Raw genomic sequence first — 26,504 nt, forward strand, 5'->3', positions numbered from 1 at the left:
GCGAGCGTAACCAGCGCGAGAAGGGGCGAAAACAGCCAACCAGCTGATCCGCGGGGTCAACGACAACCGGTTCACAACCGGGCGCGGTGACGCTCGGTTCCCGTCCCTGTTCCGACTCTGTGAGGGAAGACCGGATGAGCACCAGATCGCGGCCCCGGCGCCGCAGACCGTTCACCGCCGCGCTCGCGTTCGCCGCCGCGGCCGCGTTCCTGCCCGTGGTCCCCGCGGCGGCGGCCCCGGCCGCCGCCCCGCCGCCCACGTCGCCGTGCGGGCCGCTCGACGTCGCGTTCGTCATCGACGACACCGGCAGCATGGGCCCGGCCCTGACCAACATCAAGAACGAGCTGGGCAACATCGCCGCGGCGGTGCAGGCCAACTCCGGCAACGACTACCAGCTCGGCCTCGTCACCTTCAAGGACGACGTGACGGTCCGGACCGACCTCGCGCCGCTCAACCTCGGCGCGGTCACCCCGCAGATCAACGCGCTGACCGCGACCGGCGGCGCTGGTGAGCCCGAAGCGTCCGACGAGGCGGTCAACACCGCCGTCAACGACCTGCCCGCCACCGGGCGCCCGCAGACCGGCAACTTCTCCGGCACCTGGCGCAGCAACGCCACGAAGATGGTCATCCTGGTGACCGACGCCCACCCGGGTGGCTTCGACGACACCTTCACCGCGGCCGACCAGGCCAACGCCCACCTGCGGGCGGTGCAGGCGGCGAACAAGGGCATCAAGGTCTCGGCGGTGTACGTCCAGACGAACACGCTGCCCGGCATCGCGCCGATCATGCAGGACTACGCCACCACCACCGGCGGCACGTACGCGGCGACGCCGGCCAACGGCACGGGGGCCGGCGCGGCGATCCTCGACGCGCTCAAGAACTGCCGCAAGACCGACGTCTTCATCAAGGACGCGCCGGCCGACACCGGCGTCGCGCCGCACGGCCTGAACCCGATCTGGACGAGCCCGGACATCAAGGTGTGCACGTCGCCGCCGCCGTGCGCGGGCACCAACCCGGTCGTCGGCGCGACGAACTACGTCGTCGTGACGCTGAACAACCCGGGCCCGGGCGGGTCCGGCGCGTCGACCGGCCACGTCGAGGTGTCCTACACCGCCCAGGGCGGGGCGGCGCTGTGGCCGATGGACTGGACCCCGATCGGCTCGTCGGCGACGGTGACCGTGCCGGCGGGCACCACCCAGGTGACGATCCCGTGGACGGCGGTGCCCGGACCGGGCCACTTCTGCCTGCTCGCCCGGTGGATCTCGGCGACCGACCCGATGACCTACCCCGAGGTGACCGGCTCCAACACGCTGGTCAACACGCGGAACAACAACAACATCGCGTGGCGCAACGTGGACACGGTCAAGCTCAAGCCCGGCACGCCGGTGACGCACCCGTTCACCCTCGGCAACCCGGTCCTCGAGCGGGCCACGACGACCGACCTGGTCTTCACCCAGCCCGGCAAGCCGTTCGCGGGCGGCGCCGGCAAGGTGGTCGTCGACCTCGGCAAGGTGCTGGCCGAGCGCTGGCGCCAGAGCGGGCAAAAGGGGGTCGGCGTGCGTCCGGTGGGGGAGACGCAGGTCGAGATCACCGGTGGGCAGCAGGCGGTCCTGCAGGGGCTGGTGATCCAGCCGAAAGAGCGCTGGGAAACGGCGGTGACGTTCACGGCGACGGACGCGGCGGTGGGCACGGACTTCGTCGTCCGCGTCTCCCAGTCCAGCGGTGACGAGGACCTCGGCGGCGTCGAGTTCCAGCTGTCGACCGAATAGTGACCCGAGCCGGGCGGCCCCCTCGATCCGTCGAGGGGGCCGCCCGCGCCTGTCAACGGCCGAGGAACCCTTCCAGGATTTCGGTGAACCGGGCCGGCTGCTCTTCGGCGACGTAGTGGCCGCAATCGTCGACGATCGCCTCGGTGACGTCGTCGGCGGCCAGGCGCATGGTTTCGGCGACCTGCGGGCCGCAGTACCGCGCGCCGCCGATGGCGAGCACCGGCAGCGTCAGCCGGGTCTCCCGGCGCTTTTCGTTCTGCGCGATCGTTTCGTCCAACGCCCGGTAGTACGCGAAGCTCGCCCGCAGCCCGCGGGGGTGGGCGACGATCGCGTCGACGTAGACGTCGACGGCGTGGGCGGGGATCGCGTCCGGGGTGGCGGCCTTGGTGGCGAACTGGGTGCCGAAGTAGAGCCGTTCCCGCCCCCGGACCAGCTCTTCGTTGAGGCCGTCGAGCCGGTTGAAGCCGAAGTGCCACAGCCGCTGGTTGACCGCGGCGGAGCCGAAGACCGACGGGGTCGGCGTGAGGCCGGGGATGATGGCGTCGACGACGGTGAGCCGGCCGACCCGCTCGGGGTGGTCGGCGGCGAGGGCGTATCCGGTCCACATGCCGACGTCGTGGCCGACCACGTCGAACCGGTCGTGCCCGAGCGCGGCCATCAGCGCGACCAGGTCGGCGGCCAGCGTGCCGGCGTCGTAACCGTCGTCGGGCCGGTCGGAGAGCCCGGCCCCGCGCGGGTCGACGGCGACGACGGTGTGCCGGCGGGCGAGCGCGGGCATCACCTCCCGCCAGGCGTACCAGGTCTGCGGCCACCCGCCGACCAGCAGCAGCGGCGGGCCGTCCCCGCCGGTGACCGCGTGCAGCCGCAGCCCGTCCAGCTCCACGAGCCGGCTCGTGAAGACGTCGGTGAACCCGGCGGGCAGCGGCATCTTGGAACGTTCAGTCCAACTTGTCATGGGGCGACCATAGCCATGTTGGAACGATCGGTGCAAGATGTGTAGGGTGAGGAACCATGGCGGGTCGCAAGCAGTTCGACGTGGACGAGGCGTTGCGCGGCGCGATGCACGTCTTCTGGCGCTGGGGCTATTCGGAGGCCTCGATCGACCGGCTCGTCGAGGGCACGGGCCTGGGCCGCAGCTCGCTCTACGGCACCTTCGGCGACAAGAGCGCCCTGTTCCGGCAAAGCCTGCAGCGGTACGCGCAGACCTACCACCCGCAGTACGACCGGGCCCTGGCCGGCCCGCACGCGAGCCCGGGGGCCGTGATGGCGGCCTACCTGCAGGTCACGCTGAACCGCATCGCGGACCCGGCGGTCCCGGACGGCTGCCTGATCACGGTGTCGGCCACCCAGTTCCCGGCCCTCGACGTGGAGAGCCAGTCGATGGTCCGCGGCCTGATCGACGCCTTGCGGGCGATGCTGGAGGCGGCGTTGCGGGCGGCGGGGGCGGGCGAGCGGGAGGCGGCCGAGCTGGCGTTGTGCACGCTGGCCACGAACAAGTCCCTGGCGGTGCTGAGCCGCGCCGGGTTCTCGGGCGAGGACCTGGCGACGGTGGCCGCGGTCGCCGCCCGGATTCCCGAGCGGCGGCCTTAGGTGCCGGTTTCCCCGGTCACCGATCAGGAATCCGGCGTCAGGTCGTCAGTTCCGGTAGCCCTCGTACCGCCGAAAGGATCGATGACCATGACCGACGCCAGACCGCCGGGTGCCGACGAGGCCGCGTTCCTCGCGGCGGTCCGCTCGGACGACCCGGCGCGCTTCGCCGGCGTCACGGAGCGCCACCGGCGTGACCTGCAGCTGCACTGCTACCGGATGCTAGCGAACTACGAGGACGCCCAGGACCTGACGCAGGAGACGTTCCTGCGCGCGTGGCACAAGCGGGCGTCGTTCCGGGGGCACGCCGCGCTGCGGACCTGGCTGTACCGGATCGCGACGAACGCCTGCCTCGACTTCCTGGCCAGGCACACCGACCGCACCCTCCGGCCGGCCGAGCTGCCGGGCGCGGCCGCGGACGTGCTGCACCTGCAGCCCTACCCCGATCGGATGCTGCCCGAGGACCCGCAGGAATCGGTGGTGGCGCGGGAGACGGTCGAGCTGGCGTTCATCGTCGCCGTGCAGCACCTGCCGCCGCGGCAGCGGGCGGTGTTCATCCTGCGTGACGTTCTCGGCTGGCCGGCGTCGAAGGCCGCCGGCTCCCTCGAGCTGACCGTCGCGTCGGTGACCAGCGCCCTGCAGCGGGCGCGCGTGACGGTGCGCGGGCAGCTGCCCGGCCGCCGCCTCGACTGGCGCAGCCCCGCCCCCCACGAGCTGTCGGACGACGAGCGCGGCGCGGTGAAGTCCTACATCGCCGCCCACGAGCGCAACGACCTCGACGCGCTGATCGCCCTGCTGCGCGACGACCTGCGGTTCGCGATGCTGCCCGAGGCGGGCACCGGCACCACGACGGCCCGGGACGCGGTCGACGGCTGGGTCTCCGGTGGGCTCTTCCGGCCCGGCCACGACGACTGGCGCGGGATCGCCACGACGGTCAACCGCATGCCGGCCGCCGCGCTGTACCTGCGCACCCCCGGCGACCCGGAGCACCGGCTGTTCGCCGTGGCGGTCCTGGACGTCGTCGACGGGAAGATCGCCGAGCTGACCGGATTCGCCGCCGGCGGCAAACCCTGGCTGGGCCTGCCGCCGGTGTGGTGACTCAGCGTCTCGTCTCGTACCGGGTCAGCACCACGCCGCCGGGAAACGTCCGCGTCTCCACGAGGTTCAGGTTCACCCACCCGTCCAGCGCCGTGAAGAACGGCGTGCCGCCGCCCACCAGGACCGGGTGGGTGACGATCGCGTATTCGTCGATCAGCCCGGCCCGCATGGCCGCCGCGGCGAGGGTGGCACCGCCGATGCTCATCGGGCCGCCGTCCCCGGCCTTGAGGCGGGTGATCTCGGCGACGGCGTCCCCGGTGACCAGGCGGGTGTTCCAGCCGACCTGGTCGACCGTCGAGGAGAACACCACCTTCGGCGTGTCCCGCCAGTTCCGCGCGAACGCGACCTCCGCCGGGGTCGCGCCGGGCCGCTGGTCGCCGGTCGGCCAGTGGGAGCTCATCGCCTCCCACAGTTTGCGCCCGTAGAGCGTCAGCGCGTAGGCCAGCTCCTGGTCGAGCCACCACTGGAACAGCTCGTCGCTCGGCGCGCCGCTCCAGCCGATGTCGTCGCCGATCGCGGCGGTGTAGCCGTCCAGCGTCAGGTTCATGCCGAAGATCAGTTTCCGCATCGTGTCCGCCTCCTGTGAGTCGATCTCACCACCTACAGACGGCCGCGGCGCGGAAACCTGATCGGTCTTCGGCTCGGGGCGGCGTGCGGCGGCCCTGAGCCGTCGAATCAGTCGAACCGGCTTCCCGTTGCTTCCGCGGTCTTGACGGCGGTGTTCTGACTGCGTAGACATGTCAGCGCAGTCACACGGCTCACCAGGCACGATGTCCGGTGAGCGAGGACCGGGAGAAGCAATGACGCGATCGGGCCGGAGCGGGAGTTCGCCCGCACCCAGCAGCAAGGACGTGGCTCTGGCCGCCGGCGTCTCGCAGAAGACCGTCTCCCGCGTCTTCAACAACGAGCAGTACGTGTCCGCCGACGTGCGCCGCCGCGTGCTGGCCGCGGCGGAGGAGATCGGCTACCGGCCCAACAACGCCGCCCGGGCGCTGGCCTCCGGCCGCACCCGGTCGATCGGGGTCGTCACGCTGGGAACCGGGCTTTACGGGCCCGCGTCCCTGCTGGTGGGCATCGAACGCGCGGTGCAGAACGCCGGCTACGCGCTGCGCGTGGTCAGCACCCTCGAAGGGGACCCGGCCGGCGTCGCCGGCGCCGTCGAATCGCTGCTCGAGCAGGGCGTCGACGGGATCGTCATCTCCGAGCCGATCGACGAGGGCCCGCTGGCCCTGCAGGTCGACGTGCCGGTGCTGGTGTTCGGTGCGCCGCCGTCGTTCACCGCGCCCCGGCTGATCACCGCGGGGGTGGTCTCCGAAGAACTCGCCCGGCTCGCCACGAACCACCTGCTCGACCTCGGGCACGAGACCGTCCACCACATCGCGGGCCCGCGGCGGTGGTACGCGGCCCGGGACCGGACCGAGGGCTGGCGCCAGGCACTGCGGGCGCGCGGTGCCGTGGTGCCCCCGGTCGTCGACGGCGACTGGTCGGCCCGGTCCGGCCACGCCGCCGGCCGGGTGCTGGCCGCCGACGACGTCACCGCGGTGTTCGCGGCCAACGACGACATGGCCATCGGGCTGATCCGGGCGCTGCTCGAAGCGGGCAAACGGGTCCCCGAGGACGTCAGCGTCGTCGGTTTCGACGACACGCCCATCTCCGCGTACGTCACCCCGCCCCTGACCACCGTGCGGCAGCCGTTCGACGCGATGGCGGCCGCGGGCCTGCGCCTGCTCGTCCACGCCGTCGAACAGCCGCAGGCGGACGACCTCGAGCCGGAAGACCCGCCGCTCGACCTCGTCGTCCGCGCCTCGACCGCCCGAAACCCGGGCTGAGCGCAAAAACCTTTTCGCACCACCACTTTCCGGTGTGCCCCGGCACGCCGCCGTCCGCCGTCTGGAGTTCCGTCATGCCCGAACTCGTTCCCCAGCACGCTCTCAGCCGCCGGTCCTTCCTCGCCGCGGCCGGCGCGGTCTCGCTCGGCGCCGCGCTGGCCGCCTGCACCGGCAGCGGGGGCAGCGCCGCGCCCGCCGCCGAGCGGGTGAGCCAGGCCGACATCGACAAAGCGATGGCGACCCCCACCGAGCTGGTCTTCTGGAGCTGGGCCCCGGAGATCGAGCAGGAGGTCGCCCTGTTCACCGCGAAGTACCCGGCGATCAAGGTGAAGGTGCAGAACGCGGGCCAGGGCACGCCGCAGTACACGAAACTGCGGACCGCGCTGCAGGCGGGCACCGGCGCCCCCGACCTGGCCCAGGTCGAATTCCAGTACCTCCCGACCTTCACGGTCCTGGACAGCCTGCTCGACCTGCGGCCCTACGGGGCCGACGCGCTGAAGAGCAAGTTCGTCGACTGGACGTGGGGACAGGTCAGCGGCGCGGGCGGGGAGATCTTCGCGATCCCGCAGGACACCGGTCCGATGGGCCTGCTGTACCGGCAGGACATCTTCGACGCCCACGGCATCACCGTGCCGAAGACGTGGGACGAGTTCGCGGCCGCGGCGCGGAAGCTGCACGCCGCCGCGCCGGACGTCTACCTGACCAACCTCGCCGCGAACCAGGCCGCGGCCTGGCACGGCCTGCTCTGGCAGGCCGGCGAGAAGCCGTACACGCTGTCCGGCAAGAGCGACATCACGGTCGCCGTCGACAGCCCGGGCGCCCGGAAGCTCGCCGGCTACTGGGGCGGGCTGGCCAAGGAAGGCGTCATCGGGACCGAGACGGACTTCACCGACTCCTGGTACGCCTCGCTGAACAACGGCAAGTACGCCACCTGGATCACCGCGGCGTGGGGGCCGGCCTTCCTGTCCGGCTCGGCCAAGGCCACCGCGGGCAAGTGGCGGGCCGCGCCGCTGCCGCAGTGGGACCCGGCCAAGCCGAGCTCCGGCAACTGGGGCGGCTCGACCACGGCGGTGCTGAAGAGCACCAAGAACCCGATCGCGGCGGCGTTGTTCGCGCAGTTCCTCAACACCGACCCCGCCACCACGAAGATGTTCACCACCAAGCAGTTCTTCTTCCCGGCGACCAAGGCCCTGCTGGCCGACCCGTCGTTCACCGGTGACGCGCCCGCCTTCTACGGCGGCCAGAAGGTCAACGAGGTGTTCAGCGCGGTCAGCGACACGGTTTCGCCGTCCTTCCAGTGGCCGCCGTTCCTGGACCAGGCGGTGACCGACTGGACCGAGACCGTCGGCAAGTCACTGGCCGACAAGACCGACACGGCCGCCGCGCTCGGCCAGTGGCAGACGCGGATCACGACGTTCGCCAAGAACCAGGGCTTCACGGTGCAGGGCGGATGAGCACGGTGAAGCACCGCTCCGCCGGGCCGTGGTTCGTGGCCCCGTTCCTCATCCTGTTCGCGCTGCTCTTCGTCACCCCGCTGGGCTACGCCGCCTACCTGAGCTTCTTCCAACACAAGCTGATCGGCGGCACGGTCTTCGTCGGGCTGGACAACTACGCCAAGGCCGTCACCGACCCGCAGTTCCTCCGCGGGGTGCTGCGGGTGGCCACGTTCTTCGTCGTCCAGGTGCCGGTGATGCTGCTGCTGGCGCTGCTGTTCGCGCTCGCGCTGGACAGCGGCCTGATGTGGCTCGCGAAGGTGGTCCGGCTGGGTGTCTTCGTCCCGTACGCGGTGCCCAGCGTGGTCGCGACGCTGATGTGGGGCTACCTCTACGGCCAGGACTACGGGCCGTTCGCCCAGCTGAGCCGGTTCCTCGGGCTGCCGGTGCCGAAGTTCCTCACCGACAGCTGGATGCTCGGCAGCCTCGCGAACGTCGTCACGTGGGAGTTCGTCGGCTACAACATGATCATCCTCTACGCCGCCCTGCGGACCATCCCGGGCGAGCTGTACGAAGCGGCCGAAGTGGACGGTGCCGGCGCGTGGCGCACGGCGTGGTCGATCAAGCTCCCCGCCCTGCGCCCGGCGCTGCTGCTGACCCTGCTGTTCTCGGTGATCGGCAGCTTCCAGCTGTTCAACGAACCGAAGCTGCTGCAGACGATCGCGCCGAACGTCATCGACAGCTCCTACACCGCGAACCTGTACGCGTATTCGCTGGCCTTCACCGGCCAGCAGGTCAACTACGCGGCGACGGTGTCGTTCCTCCTGGGAGCGGTGATCGTCGTCGTCTCCTACACCATCCTGATCACCGCCAACCGCCGGAGGCAGCCGTGACGCGCCGCCGCAGCGTGCCGCTGACCATCGCGATGCTGGCCGCGCTCGCGTACTTCCTGCTCCCGCTGTTCTGGCTGGCGATCGCCTCGACCAAGAGCACGCAGGACCTGTTCACCTCCTTCGGGCTGTGGTTCTCCAAAGCACCGCAGCTGTTCGCGAACATCGCGGACACGCTGACGCACGGCGACGGGATCTTCGGCCACTGGCTGCTGAACACGGTGCTCTACGCGGTGGTCAGCGCGCTCGGCGCGGCGCTGCTGGCGGCCACCGCGGGCTACGGCTTCGCGAAGTTCCGCTTCCGCGGCCACGGCGCCGGGTTCAACCTGGTGCTCGGCGCGGTCATGGTGCCCGCGACGGCGCTGGCCATCCCGACGTACCTGCTGTTCTCGCAGGTGGGCCTGGTCAACACGCCGTGGGCGGTCATCCTGCCGTCGCTGGTGAACCCGTTCGGGCTCTACCTGATGCGCATCTACGCCGAGGACGCCGTCCCGGACAGTGTCATTGAAGCGGCCCGCATCGACGGCGCGGGGGAGGCCGGGATCTTCTTCCGGATCGCCCTGCGGATGCTGGCACCGGGGCTGGTCACCGTCGTGCTGTTCACCCTGGTGGCCACCTGGAACAACTACTTCCTGCCGCTGATCATGCTCAACGACCAGAGCCTGTACCCGGTCACGGTCGGGCTCGCCTCCTGGGCCGCCCAGGCCCAGAACGGCGGGGCGGGGTCCAGCGGCGAGATGCTGCCGCTGGTCCTGACCGGTTCCCTGCTCTCGATCATCCCGCTCGTCGTGGCGTTCCTGGTCCTGCAGCGGTACTGGCAGAGCGGGCTCGCGACCGGTGCCGTCAAGCAGTGACAACGATCCATTGTGGAGGTTTCCCCATGGCGGTCCTGCCCGCCCGCGTCCTGTTCGGTGCCGCGTACTACCACGAGTACCAGCCCCACGAGCGGCTCAAGACCGACCTCGACCTGATGGCCGAGGCGAAGTTCACCGTCATCCGCGTCGGCGAGTCGGTCTGGTCCACCTGGGAACCCGAAAACGGCCGCTTCGACCTCGACTGGCTGCAGCCGGTCCTCGACGGGGCCCACGAACGCGGGATCTCCGTGATCCTCGGGACGCCGACGTACGCGGTGCCGCCGTGGCTGGCCCGGCAGTACCCGGAGATCACCGGCGAACGCGCCACCGGCCGGCGCATCGGCTGGGGCGCCCGCCAGGAGGTCGACTTCACGCACCCGGCGTTCCGGTTCCACGCCGAGCGGGTGATCCACGAGATCCTCGCCCGCCACGCCGGCCACCCGGCCGTGATCGGGTTCCAGGTGGACAACGAGCCGGGCCTGGAGCTGTTCCACAATCACGGTGTCTTCCAGCGGTTCGTCGACCACCTGCGGGCGAAGTACGGCGACGTCGAGACGCTCAACCGCGAGTGGGGCCTGGTCTACTGGTCGCACCGGCTCTCGACGTGGGCCGACCTGTGGACCCCGGACGGCAACGTCCAGCCGCAGTACGACGTCGCCTGGCGGGCGTTCCAGGCGCGCCAGACCACCGAGTTCATCGCCTGGCAGGCCGACCTCGTCCGCCGGTACGCCCGTCCCGGGCAGTTCGTCACCACGTGCATCTCCTACACGCGCCCGGCGGTCGAGGACGACGAGCTCACCGACCGCCTCGACATCGCCTCGGGCAACCCCTACTACGTCATGCAGGACGGGCTCGCGCTGCCGGACCCCACCCCGGCCGGCCACGAGCAGAAGTGGAAGACCACCGGTGTCTGGGCGCTGTACCAGACCGCGGACTGGATGTTCTCCTCGCGGCAGGCGCCGTTCCTGGTCACCGAAACCAACGCCATGCACATCGGCCAGACCTGGGACAACCGGCCCGCCTTCGACGGCCAGTGGCGCCAGGCCGCCTGGGCGCTGGTCGCGCGCGGGGCGCGGATGATCGAGTACTGGCACTGGCACACGCTGCACTTCGGCGCCGAGACCTACTGGGGCGGGATCCTGCCGCACAGCGGCCGGCCGGGCCGCACCTACGCCGAACTGGCCCGCCTCGGCGAGGAGTTCGAGCTCGCCGGAGCCACGGTCGCCGGGCTCGAGCCGGACGCGGACCTCACGATGGTGTACTCGACGCCGAGCAAGTGGCTCATGCAGAAGTACCCCGCACTGTCCACACCGGACGGCGAGCCGGACGCGGCGTCCTACCACCGGTTCTTCGATCCGTTCTACCGGGGCGCGTTCGACGCGGGGCGTCAGGTCCGGATCGTCCACATCAGGCAACTGCACGATCCCCACGGGGAACGGGAAGGCGTGGCGCCGGAAGAAGCCGCACGACGTCACCCCGTGCTGGTCGTCCCGGCGCTGTACCTCGCCGGGGACAGCACCCTGGACTGGCTCGCCGAGTACGCCCGGGCGGGCGGCCACCTCGTCCTCGGCCCCCGCACCGGCTACGCCGACCACGAGGGGCGGGCGCGGCCCGAACCGGCACCCGGCCGGCTCACCGACATCGCCGGCGTCCAGTACGACGAGTTCAGCAACCTCACCGCGGACATCCCGCTCGAGCCGGTCCCGGACAGCCCCCTGGAGCTGCCCCCGGACGCGGCGGCGACGCGCTGGGTCGACGGCCTCACCGTGCTCGACGCGAAGGTGCTCGCCGGGTACGACCACCCGCACTTCGGCCGCTGGCCCGCGGTGACCACGCGGACCGAAGGGGACGGCCGCGTCACCTGCGTCGGCACGGTCCCGGACGCCGCGTTCGGCCGGGCGCTGGCCCGCTGGCTGGTGCCGCTGCCCGCGCACGCGTGGCCGAACCTGCCGGAGTCCGTCACCGCGACCACCGGGACCGCACCCGACGGCCGCCGGGTGCACGTGATCCACAACTGGAGCTGGACGCCCGCGACCGCGACCGCGCCCGCGCCCCTGTCCGACCTGCTAGACGGCACGAGTGTGCCGACGGGGATGGCCCTGAGCCTCGGCCCGTGGGACGTCCGCGTGTTCGTGGAACGACCCCCGGTGAGGAAGTAGCGATGGTCTCCCGATCTTTCAAGGTGCTGCTGGTCTTCGCGGTCGTGGCGCTGCTGGGGCTGAGCCCGGCGGCGACCGCGCAGACCAGCGGCCCGACGACGATCTTCAAGCCGACGGCGGCCGCGGGGTACGTCGACCCCGGCGTGATGTACGCGCGGTCGATCACCCTGCACCACAACGGCGAAGCCAACGGGACCGTGGTTTCGACGTTCGAGGTCTACCGGAACGCCGGTGCCCCGGTGTTCCCGGTGTACCGCAGCGGCGACGCCGGGAAGAGCTGGACGTACGTCTCCCAGGTCACCGACACGGTCAACGGCTACGGCCTGCGCTGGAACCCGGAGATCTACGAGCTGCCGGCCCCGCTCGGCACGCTCCCGGCCGGGACCCTGCTCGTCTCGGGCCTGTCGGTGCCCGCGGACCTGAGCTCCACGGAAATCCTGCTCTACGCCAGCACCGACATCGGGAAGACGTGGAAGCTGCTGAGCTCGGTCGCGAAGGGCGGCGCGGCTTCCGTGGCCGATCCGAACACGCCGATCTGGGAACCCGTCCTGCTCATGCACGACGGCAAGCTGATCGTGTACTACTCGGACCAGCGCGACAACGCGAAGCACTCCCAGAAGCTCGTTCACCAGGTCACCACGAACGGCCGGACATGGGGGCCGGTGACCGACGACGTCGCCTACCCCGCGCAGCGGGCCCGGCCCGGCATGGCCACCGTCGCGCAGCTGCCGGGTGGCCGGTGGATCATGACCTACGAGTACTGCGGCGCGCCGCAGGGCAGCTGCCCGGTGTACTACAAGATCGCCACGGACCCGGAGAAGTTCCTGCAGGCCGAGGACCAGCAGATCATCCTCGACGACGGCACCAAGCCGTGCTGCCAGCCGTTCGTCGTCTGGACGCCGGCGGGCGGGCCGCAGGGCACGATCGTGGTCAGCGACGGCGGTCAGACGGCGCTCGCCGTCAACACCGCGGGCGGTGACCCGGCCCAGTGGCGCTCGCAGGCGTCCAACGCGCCCGGCGGGTACAGCCGCGGCCTGATGGTGCTGCCGGACGGCGTCACGGTCATGTCCGTGACCGGCGGCTACCACGACAGCACCTACCTCAACACGGTCGAGTTCGCGCTCGACCACGTCGCGCCGGGTCTCTCGAACGGGGCGACGTACACGCTGACGAACGAGCAGTCCGGGCTGAACCTCGGGGTGACCGGGACGTCGGTGGTCCAGCAGAGCACGGGTGCGCCCTGGGTGCTCACCCGGCAGCCGAGCGGGTACTTCACCGTAGCCGACGCCGGCCGCGTCCTGTCGGTCGTCGGAGCGTCCACTCTGGACGGTGCCTGGCTGGAGCTGCGCACGCCGGCGCCGGGGTCGGCGACCCAGGAATGGGCCGTCGCGCAGCAGCCGGACGGGACGTTCGAGCTGGTGAACCGCAAGAGTGGCAAGCTGCTCACCGCGTGGTCCACGGCGCCGGTGACGCAGGGGCCGGACACCGGCGGCCGCCACCAGCGGTGGACCCTGCACCAAACGGCCCGGCCCGACCTCACGACCGGCGACTTCACGATCCGGAACGCACTGGGCAGGTACCTGGAGATCCCGGGCGGCTCCACGGCACCCGGAACCCAGGCCGACCAGTGGTGGTACGCCAACCAGCCCTGGCACCTGTGGCACTTCGCGGCGGCGGACGGCGGTTACCGGATCCTGAACGCGAAATCGGGCCTGGCGCTGACGGACACCCACCCGGCGATCACCCAGGCGGCCGTCGACACGGGCAACGCGCAGCAGGTGTGGACGGTGGCGTCGGGCGGGGACCGGACGGTGATCAGGAACGTCGGCAGCGGACGGGTGGTCACGATCGCGAACGGATCGCCGTCGGATCTGGCGAAGGCGGTTTCCTGGGCGGAGCTGGGGACGCCGGACCAGGCGTGGACCGTGCGGCGGATCAACTGACGCCCGCCGGCTTCGCGGTGAAGGACCGGCGCCTCAGCGGAACCCGTGGCCCGCGCCCGAGCGCATCGGCGCCGGGCGGGGCCGCTGCGGGAGCGGCAACGAGCCCTGGTTCGGCGGCCACAGCGTCGTCTCCGGCACCTCCCGCAGCTGGGCGCGCAGCTTCGGCAGCGGCAACGGGCGCCGGCGGGTCAGCAGCGTCGTCGTGCGGGGGTGGAGGTCCACGAACGGGTAGGTCGTGTGCAGCGCCGCCAGCCGGTGCTCGAGGCGGCGGCTGCGCTCGGTCAGGTCGGCCGGCGACACCACGGGCTGGACCACGAGGAATTCGCCGGGCCCGAGCCGCACCGCGCGGTCGAGGGGACGCAGGCCCTCGCGGAGCAGGTCGGCGATGTTCTGCTCGGTGTGCATCCGGACGCGGGCGCCGTGCCGGCGTTCGACCGCGGCGGGGTCGTCGACCCCGATCAGCACCAGCCCCAGCGGCACGGTGTCGGTCGCGTCGCCGAGCCAGGCGGCTATCCCGGCGAGGGTGGCGAGCCCGGTGTCCGGGTCGACGGCGGGGCCGGTGACCGGCGGCGGGGTGGCGCGGTCGCGGGCTTCGTCCAGCCGGGCCGCCACGTGCCGCAACGCCGCTTCCGCCCGGCTTTCGACGTCGATGGCGGCCGGCGTGCCGACCGAGGCCAGCACCTCGTCGACCTTCCGCCGCACCGCCGGGGGCAGCCGGTCGCCCATCGCGTCGCGGAGCCGGACCACCTCGGCGTACGCCTCGTCACGACGCAGGCCCCAGCGGCCGCTGAACAACCGGGCGCGTTCGACGGTGGCCGCCTGCGGGTCGACCTCGTCGAGGTCCTGCGCGACGACGGACGCGCCGAACGTCGGCGACAGCACGGCGACCGACCACTCCCGCGCCATCGGTTCGTCGGGCCGCAGCAGCACCGGCGTGACGCCGTGCGGCAGGTCGGGGCGCCCGGAGTCGACCATGCCGACGACCGTGACGGCGGCCCGGCGCGCGATCTGCGCGTACACCTTGCGTTCTCGTTCGAAGTAGGGCAACCGCTGGAACAGGGCGAACACGACCGTGTCGTCGCCGACGCCTTCGGCGAGGGCGGCGCGCTCGACCGCGTGGGACGCCGTCACCAGGGCGCGCTTGGAGAGCACGCCGGCGCGCGCATCTGCCTGGGGCATCGTGATCGCCTTCGCGCGGGGGAGGGGGAGATACCGACCGTACTGACGAGCGCCGCTCACGGATAGTCACCCGATGGCGTTAACTTGGGTACTCACCGCGAGCGGCGCCCGGCGCGTCCGGTTACTTGCGGACCATCGGGTTGCCGTAGCCGATGACCAGCCCCGCGGTGAACGCGGTGACGCCGAACGTCTTGTTCAGCAGCGCCGCCGCCGGGGCGGTGAGGGCCAGCGTGACCCCGGCCGGGGTCGCCGCGCCGAGGGTGAACAGGTCGGCGCGGGCGCCGAAGTCGATCTTCCCGCTCAGCACGCCGCGGTTGAGGTCGATGGTGTAACCGGTCAGGTAAAGGCATTTCCCGCCGGCGCGCAGCAGCAGGCCGCCGACGTGCTCGATCGTCCCGTCCTTGGGGTTGCCGACGATCGTGAAGCCGAACACGGTCTTGCCGCCGGTGTGCCGCACCGTGGCCAGCACCGGGGACACCTTCACGCCCAGCGACGTCAGCGCGCTCGCCGCGGCCGCGTCGAGCGTCAGGTCGGTGCGGCCCTTGCCGAAGTGGTACCCGTGGTGGTGGTGCGAGACGGCGTGGGACGGTGCGTGGGCCGGCTGGGCCGCTTGGGCGGGGGCCGCGGCGACGCCGGCCAGGGCCGCGGCGGCGGCGAGGGACAGCCCGAGCATGCGAAGGCGCATGATCACTCCGTTTCCGTTGCTTCCTGGACACGAGGGGATACGCCGGGAAGCGGCCGGCCGGATGCAGCCGGGACCGGGGAACTTCGGCGGCCGGGCGGTCAGCCGCGGAACGTGCCCTGCAGCATGCTGACGCCGTGCTCCTGCTGGCCGAGGTGCTGAGCGGAGACGTCGACGACCGGGAACCGGCTCCAGGTGAGGGTGGCGGGCACGGCGACGTCGGCTTCGCTGCCCGCGGTGACGCCGAGCGGGATCATGGTCGTGCTGCCGTCGTAGAGCCAGATCTCGTACAGCCCGGCCGGCGCGGGCATGCCGGTCAGCTCGACCTTCAGCCGCAACGACCCGGAGCCCGCGTCGACGATCCGCACCCGGCCACCGGCACCGGCGGGCGCGGCGGCCTGGCGGGTCAGCTGCGCCTCGGCGACGACCCGCTCGCCGCCACCGGCGTCGACCGCGAGCACGGTGCCGGCCACACCGATCGCGGCCGCGGCCGCCGCGACGGCCGCGTAGCGAGCGCCGCGGGGCAGCCGCCGCCGGGCCGGTCGCCGCTCGTCCGGGGCGGGGTGGTCGGCGGCGCGCGGCTGGCCGGTTTCGGCGGCGATGCGGTCCCAGACGGCTTCGGACACCGGCGGCAGGGCGGTTTCGGTGCGGCTTTCGCGGCCCAGGGCCGCGACCGCGCGCAGGGACTCGACCTCGTCGCGGCAGTCGGCGCAGTCGTCGAGGTGGGCGGCGTCCGCCGGGCCGGGCGGCTGGTCGTCAAGGGCGAGCAGCACGAGCCGATCGGGGTCCGGGTGCGTCATCGGTCACCTCCTCCGGGGCGCGGTCGAGCTGGGAGCGCAGGTGCTGCATGCCGCGGCGGAGGTGGCTCTTGACCGTGCCCAGCGGCAGGCCGGTGCGCTCGGCGATCTGGGTGTGGGTGAGATCAGCGTAGAAGGCCAGGTGCAGGACTTCCCGTTGCGGGTCCGGCAGCCTGATCAGCTCGTCGGCGATGACCAGCCGGTCCAGCACGCGTTCCGGGGATTCGGCCACCCCCTCGGCCACGGGGGCGACGGCGGCGGCCGCGGCGGAATCGCGGTGCTGGCGGCCGCGGGCGCGCAGGAGGTCGACGATGCGGCGCCGGGTGATGCCCAGCAGCCAGGACAGCAGGCCCGCCTTCTCGGGGTCGTAGGTGTGCCGGCCGCTCCAGGCGGAGACGAAGGTCGCCTGCACGACGTCGTCGACGTCCGCGCCATCGCTCAAGCTGGCGCGAGCCAGCCGCTGCACGGCCGGGCCGTGGCGGTCGAACACCGCGCGCAACGCCTCCGGCTCGCCGGCGGCGAAGCGCCACGCGAGGTCGTCGTCGGACACAGCCGCCACCCTAGCCTGCGCGGACCGCCGCACGGCGTTCGCGCAGGCTGCGGGGTGGGTGGTGGCGGTGCGGTTCACCAGCGCGGGCCGTCGCGCCGGCCCGATCGCCGGCCTCAGGCCGTGGTCCGGGCCGCCGGTTCGCCGGCCGGGACCACGTGGCGGCGCCGGGTGGGGGCCGCCGACGTCGGGTGGCGGACGCTCCAAGCGGCGCTGCGGCAGATGAACTCCTTGAGCCGGGCGGCCGTCCGGCCGGTGAGTGCGGACGGTTTCGGCCGGTCGTCCGGGGTCACCCACTGCACGATGGCGTCGTGCCGGCCGAGGCTGATGCACTGGGCGGTGTAACCGATCTTGTTCGGCGGCAGCGGGCGCCCGGTCAGGCGGGCGGCGATCGCGTCGGCCGCGTGGTGGGCCGAAGGCACCCCCGACGCGCAGGACATCCGCAGCGGCGTGCCGTGCGCGCCCGGGGCGTACGCCGCGTCGCCGACGGCGTAGACGTCGGCGTGCGAGACCGACCGCATCGTGTCGTCGACGACGATCCGCCCCGTCGGCGACACCTCGAGCGCGGTGGCCGCGGCGATGGGGTGGACGGCGAAGCCGGCCGTCCAGACGGTCACGTCGGCCGGGATCGCGCGGCCGTCGGTCGTGACGACGCGGTCCGGTTCGACCGCCGCGACGGCGGTGCCCTCGTGCACGGTGACGCCGAGCCGGGTGAGCGTCCGCCGGAGGTGGCTGCGGGCCTTGTCGCTCAGCCAGTCGCCGAGGCCGTCGCGGGCGGCGAGGGAAACCGCGAGGTCCGGGCGGGCTTCGGCGATTTCGGTGACGGCTTCGATGCCGGTGAGCCCGCCCCCGGCGACGAGCACGGTGCCGCCCGCGGCGAGGCCGGCGAGCCGCTCGCGCAGCCGCAGCGCGGCCGTCCGGCCGGCGAGGTGGTGGGCGTGCTCGGCGACGCCGGGGACCCCGTCGAGGGCGGCGGTGCTGCCGAGGGCGTAGACGAGCGTGTCGTAGGCGAGCTCGCCGCCGCCGTCGAGGGCGACGGTCCGGCGTTCGACGTCGACGGCGGTGACCCGCGCCGTCCGCAGCTGCACGCCCGTGCCGGCGAAGACCTCGGCCAGCGGGCGCGGTTCGAGGTCCTGGCCGGTCGCGAGCTGGTGCATGCGGACCCGTTCGACGAACCCGGCTTCGGCGTTGACGAGGGTGATTTCGGTGTCGGCGGCGTGCAGCCGCCGCGCCAGGCGGCCGGCGGCGTTGGCTCCGGCGTACCCGGCCCCGAGGACGACGATGCGGTGCTTCATGGTGGTGCTCCTGTCCGGTCGGTTGTGCTCCCTGAACCGGGCAGGGGCGCGGAACCTGACAGCAGCGCGGTGTGATTCAGGTCACCAGTTGCCGGAGAGGGGTTCGCCGGGGCCGGACGCGGCCCACTGCCGCGTCGCGCGTTCGAGCTTGGCGGGGTTGGCCTGGGCGTGGACGGCCGCGACGCCCTCGGCGGTCACCTCCAGCGTGAAGACGGCGGCGACCCGGTCGCCGACCACCATGACCAGCGCGGGCCCGCCGTTGGCGACCGCGGCGAACAGCTCGGGCCGGCCGCCGATCATTTCCCACTTGGCGTCGGTGGGCCGGAACAGCGTGCGCAGGAACCTCGCCACCCGCAGGGCGCCGGTGACCGGGCGCGGCACCGAGAAGACCACGCCACCGCCGTCGCCGGCGCTGACCACGTCCTCGGTCAGCAGCTTCACGAGCGAGTCGGTCCGTCCGCTGAGGGCGGCGGCGAGGAACTCCTGGACGATCCGGCGAGCGGCGGCCGCGTCGACCTCCGCCCGGCGCCGATCGGTGGCCAGGTGCTGCTTGGCCCGCCGGTGGATCTGCTGGCAGTTGACCTCGGTGAGGTCGAGCAGCTCGGCGATCTCGCCGTGCGCGTAGCCGAACGCCTCGCGCAGCACGTAGACGGCGCGTTCCCGGGGCGAAAGCCGTTCCATCAGCGTGAGCACGGCGATCGACACCGACTCCCGCTGCTCGACGGTGTCGGACGGCCCGAGCATGCGGTCGCCGGCGAAGACCGGTTCGGGAAGCCATTGGCCCACATAGGTTTCCCGCCGCGCCCGCGCGGAGGTGAGCCGGGTGAGGCAGAGGTTGGTGAGCACCTTCGTCAGCCACGCCTCGGGCGTCGCGATGAGCGCGTGGTCGGCCGACTGCCAGCGCAGGTAGGTGTCCTGCACGGCGTCCTCGGCGTCGGCCGCCGACCCGAGCAGCCGGTAGGCGATGGCCTCCAGCCGCGGCCGGGCCCCCTCGAACGTCTCGACCTCGCGCGCGCCCACCAGCATGGGCCCAAGCTACAACAGGCCGGCCGGGCGGACGAGGATCTCGTTGACGTCCACTGTGGCCGGTTGGCCGACCGCGTACAGCACCGCGCGCGCGATGTCGGCGGGGTCGAGCTTGGGGTCCCCGGCCCGCTCGGCGGGGATGCCGCCGGTGTCCACCAGGCCCGGCTGGACCAGGGTGACCCGGACGCCGGTGCCGGCGCACTCGGCGCGGATGTTCTGGGCGAGGCCCGTGACGGCCCATTTCGTGGCCGAGTACAGGTTTCCCGGCCGCACGCCGCGGCCGGCGGCCGAGCCGGTCAGCACGAGGTGGCCGCCGGAGGCCACCAGGGCGGGGAGTGCGGCGCGGGCGGTCAGGGCGGGGCCGTAGACGTTGGCGAGCACCATGTCCCGCCACTCCTGCGGGGGCGCGCCGCGGTGGCCGAGGAACGACGTCACCACGCTGGCGCCGGCGTTCGCGAAGACCACGTCGAGCCGGCCCCACTTGTCCTGCACGCGGTCGACCAGCCCGCTGAGCTGCGTCCACTCGGTCACGTCGCAGGCGGCCGGCCACACCCGGCCGGGGTCGCCCAGCTGCGCGGCCAGGCCGGTCAGGCGGCTCTCGTCGCGCGCGACGAGGACCAGGCGGTAGCCGGCTTCGGCGGCGAGCCGGGCGGTGGCGGCGCCGATGCCCCGGGAAGCGCCGGTGATGAGGAACACGCGATCGGTCACGGGGCACAGGCTAGCCAACGAACCCCAAATGGTCTAGACCATAGGGGTACCCGTCACGTCAGCGAGGAGAACCCGTGGACTTCACCACCGACTTCGGCGCGGCGGTGCGCGAGCACCTCCGCCTGATCGAAGACCGCAACACCGCCACCCTCGACGCGGTGGCCGCCCGCCTCCTCGACACCGTCCGCGCGGGCCAACTGGTGCACACCGCGGCGGCGGGCCACAGCCTGGCCGCGGTCCTGGAGACGTTCTACCGCGCCGGCGGCCTGGCGTGCGTCCGCCCGCTGTTCCACCCCGGCCTGTTGCCGCTGCACGGCGCCCAGGCCAGCACGCAGCTGGAGCGCGTGCCCGGGCTGGCCGCGACCCTGGTCGCGCAGGCCGGGGTCCGGCCCGGGGACGTGGGGATCGTCTTCTCCAACTCGGGCGTCAACGCGTTCCCGGTCGAACTGGCCGGCGAGCTCCGGAAGCAGGGTGCCTACGTCGTCGCGTTCTCGTCCCGGCCCCACATGGAAAGCGCGCCGGCGCGATCGTTCGCCAAGCTCGGCGAACGGGCCGACGCCGTGGTGGACACCGGGATCCCGCCGGGTGATGCAGTTGTTCCCAGTGCCAGCGGTACCACCGGTGCGTTGTCGACGATTTGCTCGACTTATCTGTGGAATCTGTTGCTGGTCCGGCTGACTGCGCTGGCGGGGGACGAGGCGGTGCCGCTTTGGCAGAGTTCGAACCTGCCCGGCGGGGATGCGGCCAACGCGGGGTTCCTCGATCGGTACCGGAGCCAGGTGCCGATGCTCTGATGCCGCACCGGAGGTCGTCACCGCCTGCGGGTCACCTGCCCGACGACCGGCCCGCCAGCACCCGCCGCACCTCGTCCGCGCCCAGCACCACCGGGGAGCGCAGCGACCCGACCTCCCCGATCTCGATCTCGACCACATCGCCCGCCCGCAGCCCGGAATCGAGACCCGGCACGACCGACGTCCCCGTCGACAGCACGGCCCCGTCCGGGAAGTCGTTGTCCCGCCACAAATACTCGACCAGGGCCGCCGGTTCGCGCTTGAGCTGGGCCGTGCTGGCCTGGCCGGCGAACACCTCCCGGCCGTCGCGGAGGATGCGCATGGCCAGGTCCAACGACAACGGGTCCGGGACCTCCCACGCCGGCCGCACCCGGGCCGACACCGCGCACGCGCCGGTGTAGATCTTGGCCTGGGGGAGGTACAGCGGGTTCTCGCCCTCGATGCTGCGGGAGCTGACGTCGTCGACCACCACGTACCCGGCGATCTCGCCGCCCGCCGTCAGGAGGAGGCCGAGTTCCGGCTCCGGGACGTTGTTGGCCGAATCGGTGCGGAGGGCGATCGGCTCGTCGTCGGTGACCACGCGCCACGCCGCCGACTTGAAGAACAGCTCCGGCCGCTGCGCGCGGTACACGCGGGCGTAGACGTCCTCGTCGGTGCTCTCCTCGCGGCGGGCCTCCTCCGACCGCAGGTAGGTCACCCCGGCGGCCCACACCTCCATCCGGCCGTCCAGCGGCGGCAGCAGACGCGCTCCGGGCACGGGCTCCCCGGCCGCGTCCACGAGTTCGCGGATCCGCGCCACCGGGTGGCGCAGCAGCTCACCCATCGACGCCACCGCGAGCGGCCGCAGCTGCTCGCCGGTGAGCAGGCCGACGCGGGTGTCGCCGGCTCCGTCGGCGAACCGCACCAGGTGGCTCATCCCGGACCTCCCTCGCTCGCTGTCGAACCTACCGGGACGGCCCGGTGCCCGTCAGTACTCCCGGCGGTGGCCTTTCGGGGCGTCCGGCGGTGACCGGTGATCATCGGAAACCCGGGTCGCTAGCATCGTCGGGTGACCAACCCCCTCGTCGCCCAGCCGCAGGACTCCACCAAGGCATACTCGGGCATCTCCCTGCTGGAGAGCGCCGCCGACCTGAAGTCGGCCATCGAGAGCGGGGACTGGGCGTCGGTCGCGATGGGGGCCGTGGGGACCGCGCTGGACGCCCTGTCCATGGCGATGGACCCCTTCGGCGCGATCCTGGCGGCCGGGGTGGCGTGGCTGATGGAGCACGTCGGACCGCTGAAGCAGGCGCTCGACGGCCTCACCGGCAACGCCGACGAGATCGCGGCCCAGGCGGAGACCTGGAAGAACGTCGCCGGCGAGTTGCAGGCCGTCGGCACCGACCTCGGCGACATGGTGAAGGCCGACCTGCAGTCGTGGACCGGCCCGGCGGCGGACGCGTACCGGCAGCGCACCGAGGACGCCGTGGCCCTGCTGGAGTCCGCGCAAAAAGGCTGCGAAGGCGCCTCGAGCGGGGTGAAGACCGCAGGCGAGGTCGTGGCCGCGGTGCGCGCCCTGGTCCGCGACATCATCGCCGAGCTGATCGGCCACCTGATCAGCTGGGCCCTGCAGGTCGTCTTCACCCTCGGGATCGGGCTGACCTGGGTGGTGCCGCAGGTGATCGGCGCGGTCGCGAAGACCGCGTCGAAGATCGCCGACCTGGTCAAGCGGCTGGTCACCGCGCTGAAGAAGCTCGTGCCGCTGCTGAAGCGCGCCGGGGACCTGTTCGGTGACGCGGCAAAGGCGATGAAGGGCCTCAAGGGCGGCGGGAAGGTGTCCCCGCCGCACAAGGTCGGCCCCATCGACGCCACGCCGAAGGCGCCGAAGCCGCACGGCAGCGACTCGACGACCCCGTCCGGGAGCCACTCGCCGCCGAAGGGCGGCGACTCGACGACGCCGTCCGGCGACCACACGCCGCCGAAGGGTGGCGGCTCCACCACTCCCGGCGGGGACCACACCCCGGGCGGGGACCACCACACGCCCGGCGGAACATCCGGTGGCACCACGGCGTCCGGCGCGAAGGGCGGCGGGATCCGCGGCGGCAACAGCAACCCGCCGCACAACTCCACGCCGACCCGCGACCTGCCCGACTGCGGTGACCCCGTCGACGTCGCCGCCGGGCGGATGTTCCTGCCCCAGACCGACGTCGAGCTGCGCGCCGCGCTGCCGCTGATCGTCTCGCGCACCCACCTGTCGGACTACCGCTGCGGCCGGTCGTTCGGGCCGACCTGGGCGTCCACTTTGGACCAGCGGCTGGAGGTCGACGACGCGGGGATCAGCTTCGCCGCCGAGGACGGCGCGCTGATGACCTACCCGCTGCCGGGCGCCGCGGAGCCGGTGCTGCCCGAGTTCGGGCCCCGCTGGCCGCTGGCCCGCACCGCGGACGGCGGCTTCACCGTCACCATGCCCGAGCTGTCGCAGACGCTGTTCTTCGCCCCGGCCGCCGGTCCGGAGCGGCCGGTGACCGCCGTGCTGCGCGGTTCCGGCGCCCGGATCGACTTCGAGCGCGACGGCGACGGCGTCCTGACCGCGATCAGCCACTCCGGCGGGTACCGGCTCGCCGTCGAGTCCGCCGGTGGCCTGGTCACCGGGCTCGGCCTGGCCGGCGGTGCCCGGCTGCCGGACGGCTCCCCGGCGGACCTGCCGCTCGTCCGCTACCGCTACGACGACGCACGCCGCCTGGTCGAGGTCGTCAACTCCTCCGGCCGCCCGCTGCGCTTCGGCTACGACGCCGACGGGCGGATCACGAGCTGGGAGGACCGCAACGGCGTCTCCTACCGCTACCACTACGACGCCGCCGGCCGCTGCGTCCGCACCGAAGGCGACGGCGGCTACCTCGACTACACCTTCGCCTACGACCCGGCCGCGCGCGTCACCCGGGCGACGGACTCGCTCGGCGGCGTCATCACCTACCACTTCACCGAGTGGGGCCAGGTCAGCCGCGAGATCGACCCGCTCGGGCACGAGGTCCGCTCCGAATGGGACCGCCACCACCGGCTGCTGGTCCGCACCGACGAACTCGGCGGCGCCACCACCTACACCTACGACGACGCCGGTGACCTGGTCGCCGTCGGCCACCCGGACGGGACGAGCGACTCGGCGCGCTACGACGAGGCGCACCGCCCGGTGCTCACCGTGGACGTCGACGGGGCGCGCACGATCCGCGAGTACGGCGAGCTCGGCGAACTGGTCGCCGCGGTCGACCCGGCCGGCGCCCGCACCACCTACAGCTACGACAGCCTGGGCAACCTGGCCACGATCACCGACCCGGCGGGCGGCCGGACCACCGTCGTCTCCGACGCGCGTGGCCTGCCCGTGTCGATCACCTCGCCCACCGGCGCGGTCCGCACGTTCGAGTACGACGGCTTCGGCCGCCTGGTCGCGGAAACCGGCCCGGCCGGCGAGACCACCCGCTACGCCTGGACCGTCGAAGGCCGCCCGCTGCGCGTGACGCGCCCCGGCGGGGGCACCGAGCACTGGTCCTACGACGGCGAGGGCAACCTCCGCGAGTACCGGGACGCCACCGGCGCGCGGACGCTGCACGAGGTCGGTGCGTTCGACCTGCCGGCCGGGCGGATCGCGCCGGACGGCAGCCGGATGGAGTTCACGCACGACACCGAGCTGCGGCTGGTCTCGGTCCGCAACGAGCAGGGGCGCCGCTGGGAGTACCGCCACGACGCGGCGGGGAACCTGGTCGAGGAGACGGACTTCGACGGCCGGGTGCTCCGGTACGGCTACGACGCGGCGGGCAACCTGCTCAGCCGCACCAACGGCGCCGGCGAGACGCTCGAGTTCACCCGGGACGCGCTGGGCCGGGTGACCGAGCAGCGCGCCGGTGCCGACGTGACCCGGTGGACCTACGACGCCGCGGGCCGGCTCCTGCGGGCGGTCAACGCGGACGCCGACGTCACCTTCACCTACGACGTGCTCGGCCGCGTGCTGACCGAAACCTGCAACGGCCGGACCGTGCGGTCGGAGTACGACGTGCTCGGCCGCCGCGTCCGGCGCACCCTCCCGTCCGGGCTGGCCACCGAGTGGGCCTACGACGGCATCGGCGCGGCGACGGCGTTGCGGGTCGGCGGCCACACCATGAACCTGCGGCGCGACCAGGCGGGCCGGGAGGTCCAGCGCGAGTGGGGTGTCGCGGACCTGCGCCGGCACTGGGACGCGGCGGGCCGTCTCGCCGCACAGACCGTGGCGGCGGCCGGCGGTGCCCTGGTGCACCGGCGCGCCTACGACTACCGCGACGACGGCCTGCTCGTCGCGACGCACGACGCCGCCACCGGGACGCGGTCGTTCGAGCTCGACGCGCTCGGCCGGATCAGCGCGGTCACCGGCGCCGCGCACGCCGAGCGCTACAGCTACGACAGCACCGGCAACGTGACCGGCGGCCAGGCGGGTGCCGTTCCCGACGCGCTCGCCGGGCCGCGGACGTACGCCGGTGGCCGGATCACCGGCGCCGGCGCCGCCCGCTACACCCACGACCGGCAGGGCCGGCTCGTCGAGCGCACCGCGCCCGGGATCGACGGGCGGCCGCAGGTCTGGCGCTTCACCTGGAACGCCGAGGACCGGCTCACCGGCGTCACGACGCCGGACGGGCAGCAGTGGCGCTACCGCTACGACCCGCTGGGCAGGCGGGTCGCGAAGCAGCGCCTCGCGGCCGGCGGCGCGGTCGCCGAGCAGATCGACTTCACCTGGGACGGGCCGGCGCTGGCCGAGGAGCACCGGCTGACCGCGTCCGGGCAGCGGCACCTGCTGAGCTGGGACGTCGAACCCGGCAGCGAGCTGCCGCTGCTGCAGTGCGAGCAGGTGCTCGCGCCGGACGGGTTCCAGCGGGTCCTCGACCAGCAGTTCTACTCGATCGTGACCGACGTCGTGGGCACCCCGACCGAGCTGGTCGGGCTCGACGGCGTCGTCGCGCGCCAGCAGCCGCAGACGATCTGGGGCCGGGCGCTGGACACCGCGCCGGCCGTGACCCCGCTGCGGTTCCCCGGCCAGTACTTCGACGCCGAGACCGGCCTGCACTACAACTACCACCGCTACTACGACCCGGGCACCGCGCGCTTCCTCAGCGTCGATCCGCTCGGCCTGGCCGGCGGGCCGAACCCGCAGGCGTACGTGGCCAACCCGCTGGCGTGGATCGACCCGTCCGGGCTGACCCCGTGCGCCGACGCGGCGGCGTCCGGCAGCGGCGGCGGCAGCCGGGGCGGCGGCAGCCGGGGTGGCGGCACCCCGGGCGGCAACCGCGGCGGCAACGGCCGGGGTGGCAACGGCGGCAACGGCAACGGCGGGCCGAGCCGGCCGCCCCGCAACGGCAACCGGCCCCCGCCGCCGTACTACGACAACCCGCTGCCGACGACCCCGCACGCGACGGTCCCGCACACCCCGGACAACCCCAACGGGAGCCTGTACCACTACACCAACGAGGCCGGCATGAACGGCATCATGGGCAGCGGGCACGTCCGGCCGTCGGCGTGGACGCACGGCACGCCCGACAACCCGCTGGTCGGCTCGCACGCCAGGTACGGCTCGGGTGGCTACTTCACGAACATCGCGCCGGGCCAGCTGTCGCAGGAGGGGCTGTCCCAGGCCCTGGTGCTCAACCCGGGTTCCGGCGCGAGCTTCACCCACCACATCGAGGTCAGCCCGTCCGCGCTGGAGAGCCACGGGTACACGATCTCGCAGTCCGACCACCGACCGGACGTCTACGTAGTGCACCACAACGACCAGCCGACGAACCACCCGAACCCGCGCCCGGTGCAGATCGGCGACGCCCACGTCAGCCACGGCCCCAACCCGCCGGGCCCGCACCTGGGCAGCAGCATGGGCCAGGAAGACTGGGGCGACGCGGCCCGCCCGCGCCCGCCCCGGCAGCGGTGA

Annotated in this window: 21 protein-coding genes; 11 read left to right on the forward strand and 10 right to left on the reverse strand. The window is 72.9% G+C overall.

The genetic code is table 11. The features are described 5' to 3' along the window. The first annotated feature begins 134 nt into the window (after positions 1-134). Entirely contained in the window at positions 135-1,769 is a 1,635-nt protein-coding gene (locus ABZW17_RS22685; RefSeq protein ID WP_354817376.1) for a vWA domain-containing protein, read from the forward strand. A gap of 52 nt (positions 1,770-1,821) precedes the next feature. Here ABZW17_RS22685 and ABZW17_RS22690 read toward each other — a convergent pair whose 3' ends face one another. Next, a complete protein-coding gene (locus ABZW17_RS22690; protein ID WP_354817379.1) occupies positions 1,822-2,724 on the reverse strand; it encodes an alpha/beta hydrolase in 903 nt (300 codons plus the stop codon). 56 nt (positions 2,725-2,780) lie between these two features. Here ABZW17_RS22690 and ABZW17_RS22695 point away from each other — a divergent pair, with 56 nt between their 5' ends. Together ABZW17_RS22695 and ABZW17_RS22700 are read left to right on the forward strand one after the other, a co-directional pair. Continuing rightward, a complete protein-coding gene (locus ABZW17_RS22695) occupies positions 2,781-3,359 on the forward strand; it encodes a TetR/AcrR family transcriptional regulator (protein WP_354817382.1) in 579 nt (192 codons plus the stop codon). Between the two features lie 87 nt (positions 3,360-3,446). Beyond that, a complete protein-coding gene (locus ABZW17_RS22700; protein ID WP_354817385.1) occupies positions 3,447-4,454 on the forward strand; it encodes an RNA polymerase subunit sigma-70 in 1,008 nt (335 codons plus the stop codon). A gap of 1 nt (position 4,455) precedes the next feature. Here ABZW17_RS22700 and ABZW17_RS22705 read toward each other — a convergent pair whose 3' ends face one another. After that, positions 4,456-5,022: a dihydrofolate reductase family protein gene (locus ABZW17_RS22705; protein WP_354817388.1), complete on the reverse strand. Its 567-nt coding sequence runs from the start codon at positions 5,020-5,022 to the stop codon at positions 4,456-4,458. A gap of 232 nt (positions 5,023-5,254) precedes the next feature. Here ABZW17_RS22705 and ABZW17_RS22710 point away from each other — a divergent pair, with 232 nt between their 5' ends. The 6 genes from ABZW17_RS22710 (at position 5,255) to ABZW17_RS22735 (ending at position 13,562) form a co-directional block, all read left to right on the forward strand. Further along, the gene (locus ABZW17_RS22710) at positions 5,255-6,283 is read left to right on the forward strand and encodes a LacI family DNA-binding transcriptional regulator (protein ID WP_354817391.1); all 1,029 of its coding nucleotides are present in this window, start codon (positions 5,255-5,257) and stop codon (positions 6,281-6,283) included. Between the two features lie 74 nt (positions 6,284-6,357). Beyond that, a complete protein-coding gene (locus ABZW17_RS22715) occupies positions 6,358-7,737 on the forward strand; it encodes an extracellular solute-binding protein (protein ID WP_354817394.1) in 1,380 nt (459 codons plus the stop codon). Further along, positions 7,734-8,609, forward strand: coding sequence for a sugar ABC transporter permease (locus ABZW17_RS22720; protein ID WP_354817397.1), 876 nt, complete (start codon positions 7,734-7,736; stop codon positions 8,607-8,609). The genes ABZW17_RS22715 and ABZW17_RS22720 overlap by 4 nt, the downstream gene beginning before the upstream one ends. Before the next feature lie 32 nt (positions 8,610-8,641). Next, positions 8,642-9,460, forward strand: a complete 819-nt coding sequence (locus tag ABZW17_RS22725; RefSeq protein ID WP_354817675.1) for a carbohydrate ABC transporter permease — start codon at positions 8,642-8,644, stop codon at positions 9,458-9,460. 26 nt (positions 9,461-9,486) lie between these two features. Then, complete coding sequence (locus ABZW17_RS22730) at positions 9,487-11,619, forward strand: beta-galactosidase (RefSeq protein ID WP_354817400.1); 2,133 nt, start codon at positions 9,487-9,489, stop codon at positions 11,617-11,619. A 2-nt stretch (positions 11,620-11,621) separates the two neighbouring features. Then, on the forward strand, positions 11,622-13,562 hold the full coding sequence (locus ABZW17_RS22735) for an RICIN domain-containing protein (protein WP_354817403.1): 1,941 nt from the start codon (positions 11,622-11,624) through the stop codon (positions 13,560-13,562). Positions 13,563-13,595: 33 nt separating this feature from the next. On the opposite strand, the gene ABZW17_RS22740 is transcribed toward ABZW17_RS22735, so the two are convergent. From ABZW17_RS22740 to ABZW17_RS22770, 7 genes are all read right to left on the reverse strand, one after another. Further along, positions 13,596-14,741, reverse strand: a complete 1,146-nt coding sequence (locus ABZW17_RS22740; protein WP_354817406.1) for a DICT sensory domain-containing protein — start codon at positions 14,739-14,741, stop codon at positions 13,596-13,598. A gap of 121 nt (positions 14,742-14,862) precedes the next feature. Further along, entirely contained in the window at positions 14,863-15,426 is a 564-nt protein-coding gene (locus ABZW17_RS22745) for a hypothetical protein (RefSeq protein WP_354817409.1), read from the reverse strand. A 98-nt stretch (positions 15,427-15,524) separates the two neighbouring features. After that, a complete protein-coding gene (locus tag ABZW17_RS22750; protein ID WP_354817412.1) occupies positions 15,525-16,223 on the reverse strand; it encodes an anti-sigma factor in 699 nt (232 codons plus the stop codon). After that, positions 16,180-16,770, reverse strand: a complete 591-nt coding sequence (locus ABZW17_RS22755; protein ID WP_354817415.1) for an RNA polymerase sigma factor — start codon at positions 16,768-16,770, stop codon at positions 16,180-16,182. The genes ABZW17_RS22750 and ABZW17_RS22755 overlap by 44 nt, the downstream gene beginning before the upstream one ends. A 113-nt stretch (positions 16,771-16,883) precedes the next feature. Then, positions 16,884-18,062: an FAD-dependent oxidoreductase gene (locus ABZW17_RS22760; protein ID WP_354817418.1), complete on the reverse strand. Its 1,179-nt coding sequence runs from the start codon at positions 18,060-18,062 to the stop codon at positions 16,884-16,886. An 81-nt stretch (positions 18,063-18,143) separates the two neighbouring features. Continuing rightward, on the reverse strand, positions 18,144-19,088 hold the full coding sequence (locus ABZW17_RS22765) for an RNA polymerase sigma-70 factor (RefSeq protein ID WP_354817421.1): 945 nt from the start codon (positions 19,086-19,088) through the stop codon (positions 18,144-18,146). Positions 19,089-19,097: 9 nt separating this feature from the next. Further along, positions 19,098-19,796, reverse strand: coding sequence for an SDR family oxidoreductase (locus ABZW17_RS22770; RefSeq protein ID WP_354817424.1), 699 nt, complete (start codon positions 19,794-19,796; stop codon positions 19,098-19,100). A 74-nt stretch (positions 19,797-19,870) separates the two neighbouring features. Here ABZW17_RS22770 and ABZW17_RS22775 point away from each other — a divergent pair, with 74 nt between their 5' ends. Next, a complete protein-coding gene (locus ABZW17_RS22775) occupies positions 19,871-20,590 on the forward strand; it encodes a sugar isomerase domain-containing protein (protein ID WP_354817427.1) in 720 nt (239 codons plus the stop codon). Positions 20,591-20,621: 31 nt separating this feature from the next. Here the strand turns inward: ABZW17_RS22775 and ABZW17_RS22780 are convergent, their stop codons facing one another. After that, a complete protein-coding gene (locus ABZW17_RS22780) occupies positions 20,622-21,503 on the reverse strand; it encodes a fumarylacetoacetate hydrolase family protein (protein WP_354817430.1) in 882 nt (293 codons plus the stop codon). Positions 21,504-21,635: 132 nt separating this feature from the next. On the opposite strand from ABZW17_RS22780, the gene ABZW17_RS22785 reads away from it, so the two are divergent. Further along, on the forward strand, positions 21,636-26,504 hold the full coding sequence (locus tag ABZW17_RS22785) for an RHS repeat-associated core domain-containing protein (RefSeq protein ID WP_354817433.1): 4,869 nt from the start codon (positions 21,636-21,638) through the stop codon (positions 26,502-26,504).

The sequence above is a fragment of the Amycolatopsis sp. NPDC004625 genome, assembly GCF_040609695.1.
Lineage (GTDB): Bacteria > Actinomycetota > Actinomycetes > Mycobacteriales > Pseudonocardiaceae > Amycolatopsis.

Excerpts from the sequence above, each read along its gene's own strand:
- ABZW17_RS22685 (WP_354817376.1), top strand. The coding sequence starts at position 135 with ATGAGCACCAGATCGCGGCCCCGGCGCCGCAGACCGTTCACCGCCGCG.
- ABZW17_RS22690 (WP_354817379.1), bottom strand. The coding sequence starts at position 2,724 with ATGACAAGTTGGACTGAACGTTCCAAGATGCCGCTGCCCGCCGGGTTC.
- ABZW17_RS22695 (WP_354817382.1), top strand. The coding sequence starts at position 2,781 with ATGGCGGGTCGCAAGCAGTTCGACGTGGACGAGGCGTTGCGCGGCGCG.
- ABZW17_RS22700 (WP_354817385.1), top strand. The coding sequence starts at position 3,447 with ATGACCGACGCCAGACCGCCGGGTGCCGACGAGGCCGCGTTCCTCGCG.
- ABZW17_RS22705 (WP_354817388.1), bottom strand. The coding sequence starts at position 5,022 with ATGCGGAAACTGATCTTCGGCATGAACCTGACGCTGGACGGCTACACC.
- ABZW17_RS22710 (WP_354817391.1), top strand. The coding sequence starts at position 5,255 with ATGACGCGATCGGGCCGGAGCGGGAGTTCGCCCGCACCCAGCAGCAAG.
- ABZW17_RS22715 (WP_354817394.1), top strand. The coding sequence starts at position 6,358 with ATGCCCGAACTCGTTCCCCAGCACGCTCTCAGCCGCCGGTCCTTCCTC.
- ABZW17_RS22720 (WP_354817397.1), top strand. The coding sequence starts at position 7,734 with ATGAGCACGGTGAAGCACCGCTCCGCCGGGCCGTGGTTCGTGGCCCCG.
- ABZW17_RS22725 (WP_354817675.1), top strand. The coding sequence starts at position 8,642 with ATGCTGGCCGCGCTCGCGTACTTCCTGCTCCCGCTGTTCTGGCTGGCG.
- ABZW17_RS22730 (WP_354817400.1), top strand. The coding sequence starts at position 9,487 with ATGGCGGTCCTGCCCGCCCGCGTCCTGTTCGGTGCCGCGTACTACCAC.
- ABZW17_RS22735 (WP_354817403.1), top strand. The coding sequence starts at position 11,622 with ATGGTCTCCCGATCTTTCAAGGTGCTGCTGGTCTTCGCGGTCGTGGCG.
- ABZW17_RS22740 (WP_354817406.1), bottom strand. The coding sequence starts at position 14,741 with ATGCCCCAGGCAGATGCGCGCGCCGGCGTGCTCTCCAAGCGCGCCCTG.
- ABZW17_RS22745 (WP_354817409.1), bottom strand. The coding sequence starts at position 15,426 with ATGCGCCTTCGCATGCTCGGGCTGTCCCTCGCCGCCGCCGCGGCCCTG.
- ABZW17_RS22750 (WP_354817412.1), bottom strand. The coding sequence starts at position 16,223 with ATGACGCACCCGGACCCCGATCGGCTCGTGCTGCTCGCCCTTGACGAC.
- ABZW17_RS22760 (WP_354817418.1), bottom strand. The coding sequence starts at position 18,062 with ATGAAGCACCGCATCGTCGTCCTCGGGGCCGGGTACGCCGGAGCCAAC.
- ABZW17_RS22765 (WP_354817421.1), bottom strand. The coding sequence starts at position 19,088 with ATGCTGGTGGGCGCGCGCGAGGTCGAGACGTTCGAGGGGGCCCGGCCG.
- ABZW17_RS22780 (WP_354817430.1), bottom strand. The coding sequence starts at position 21,503 with ATGAGCCACCTGGTGCGGTTCGCCGACGGAGCCGGCGACACCCGCGTC.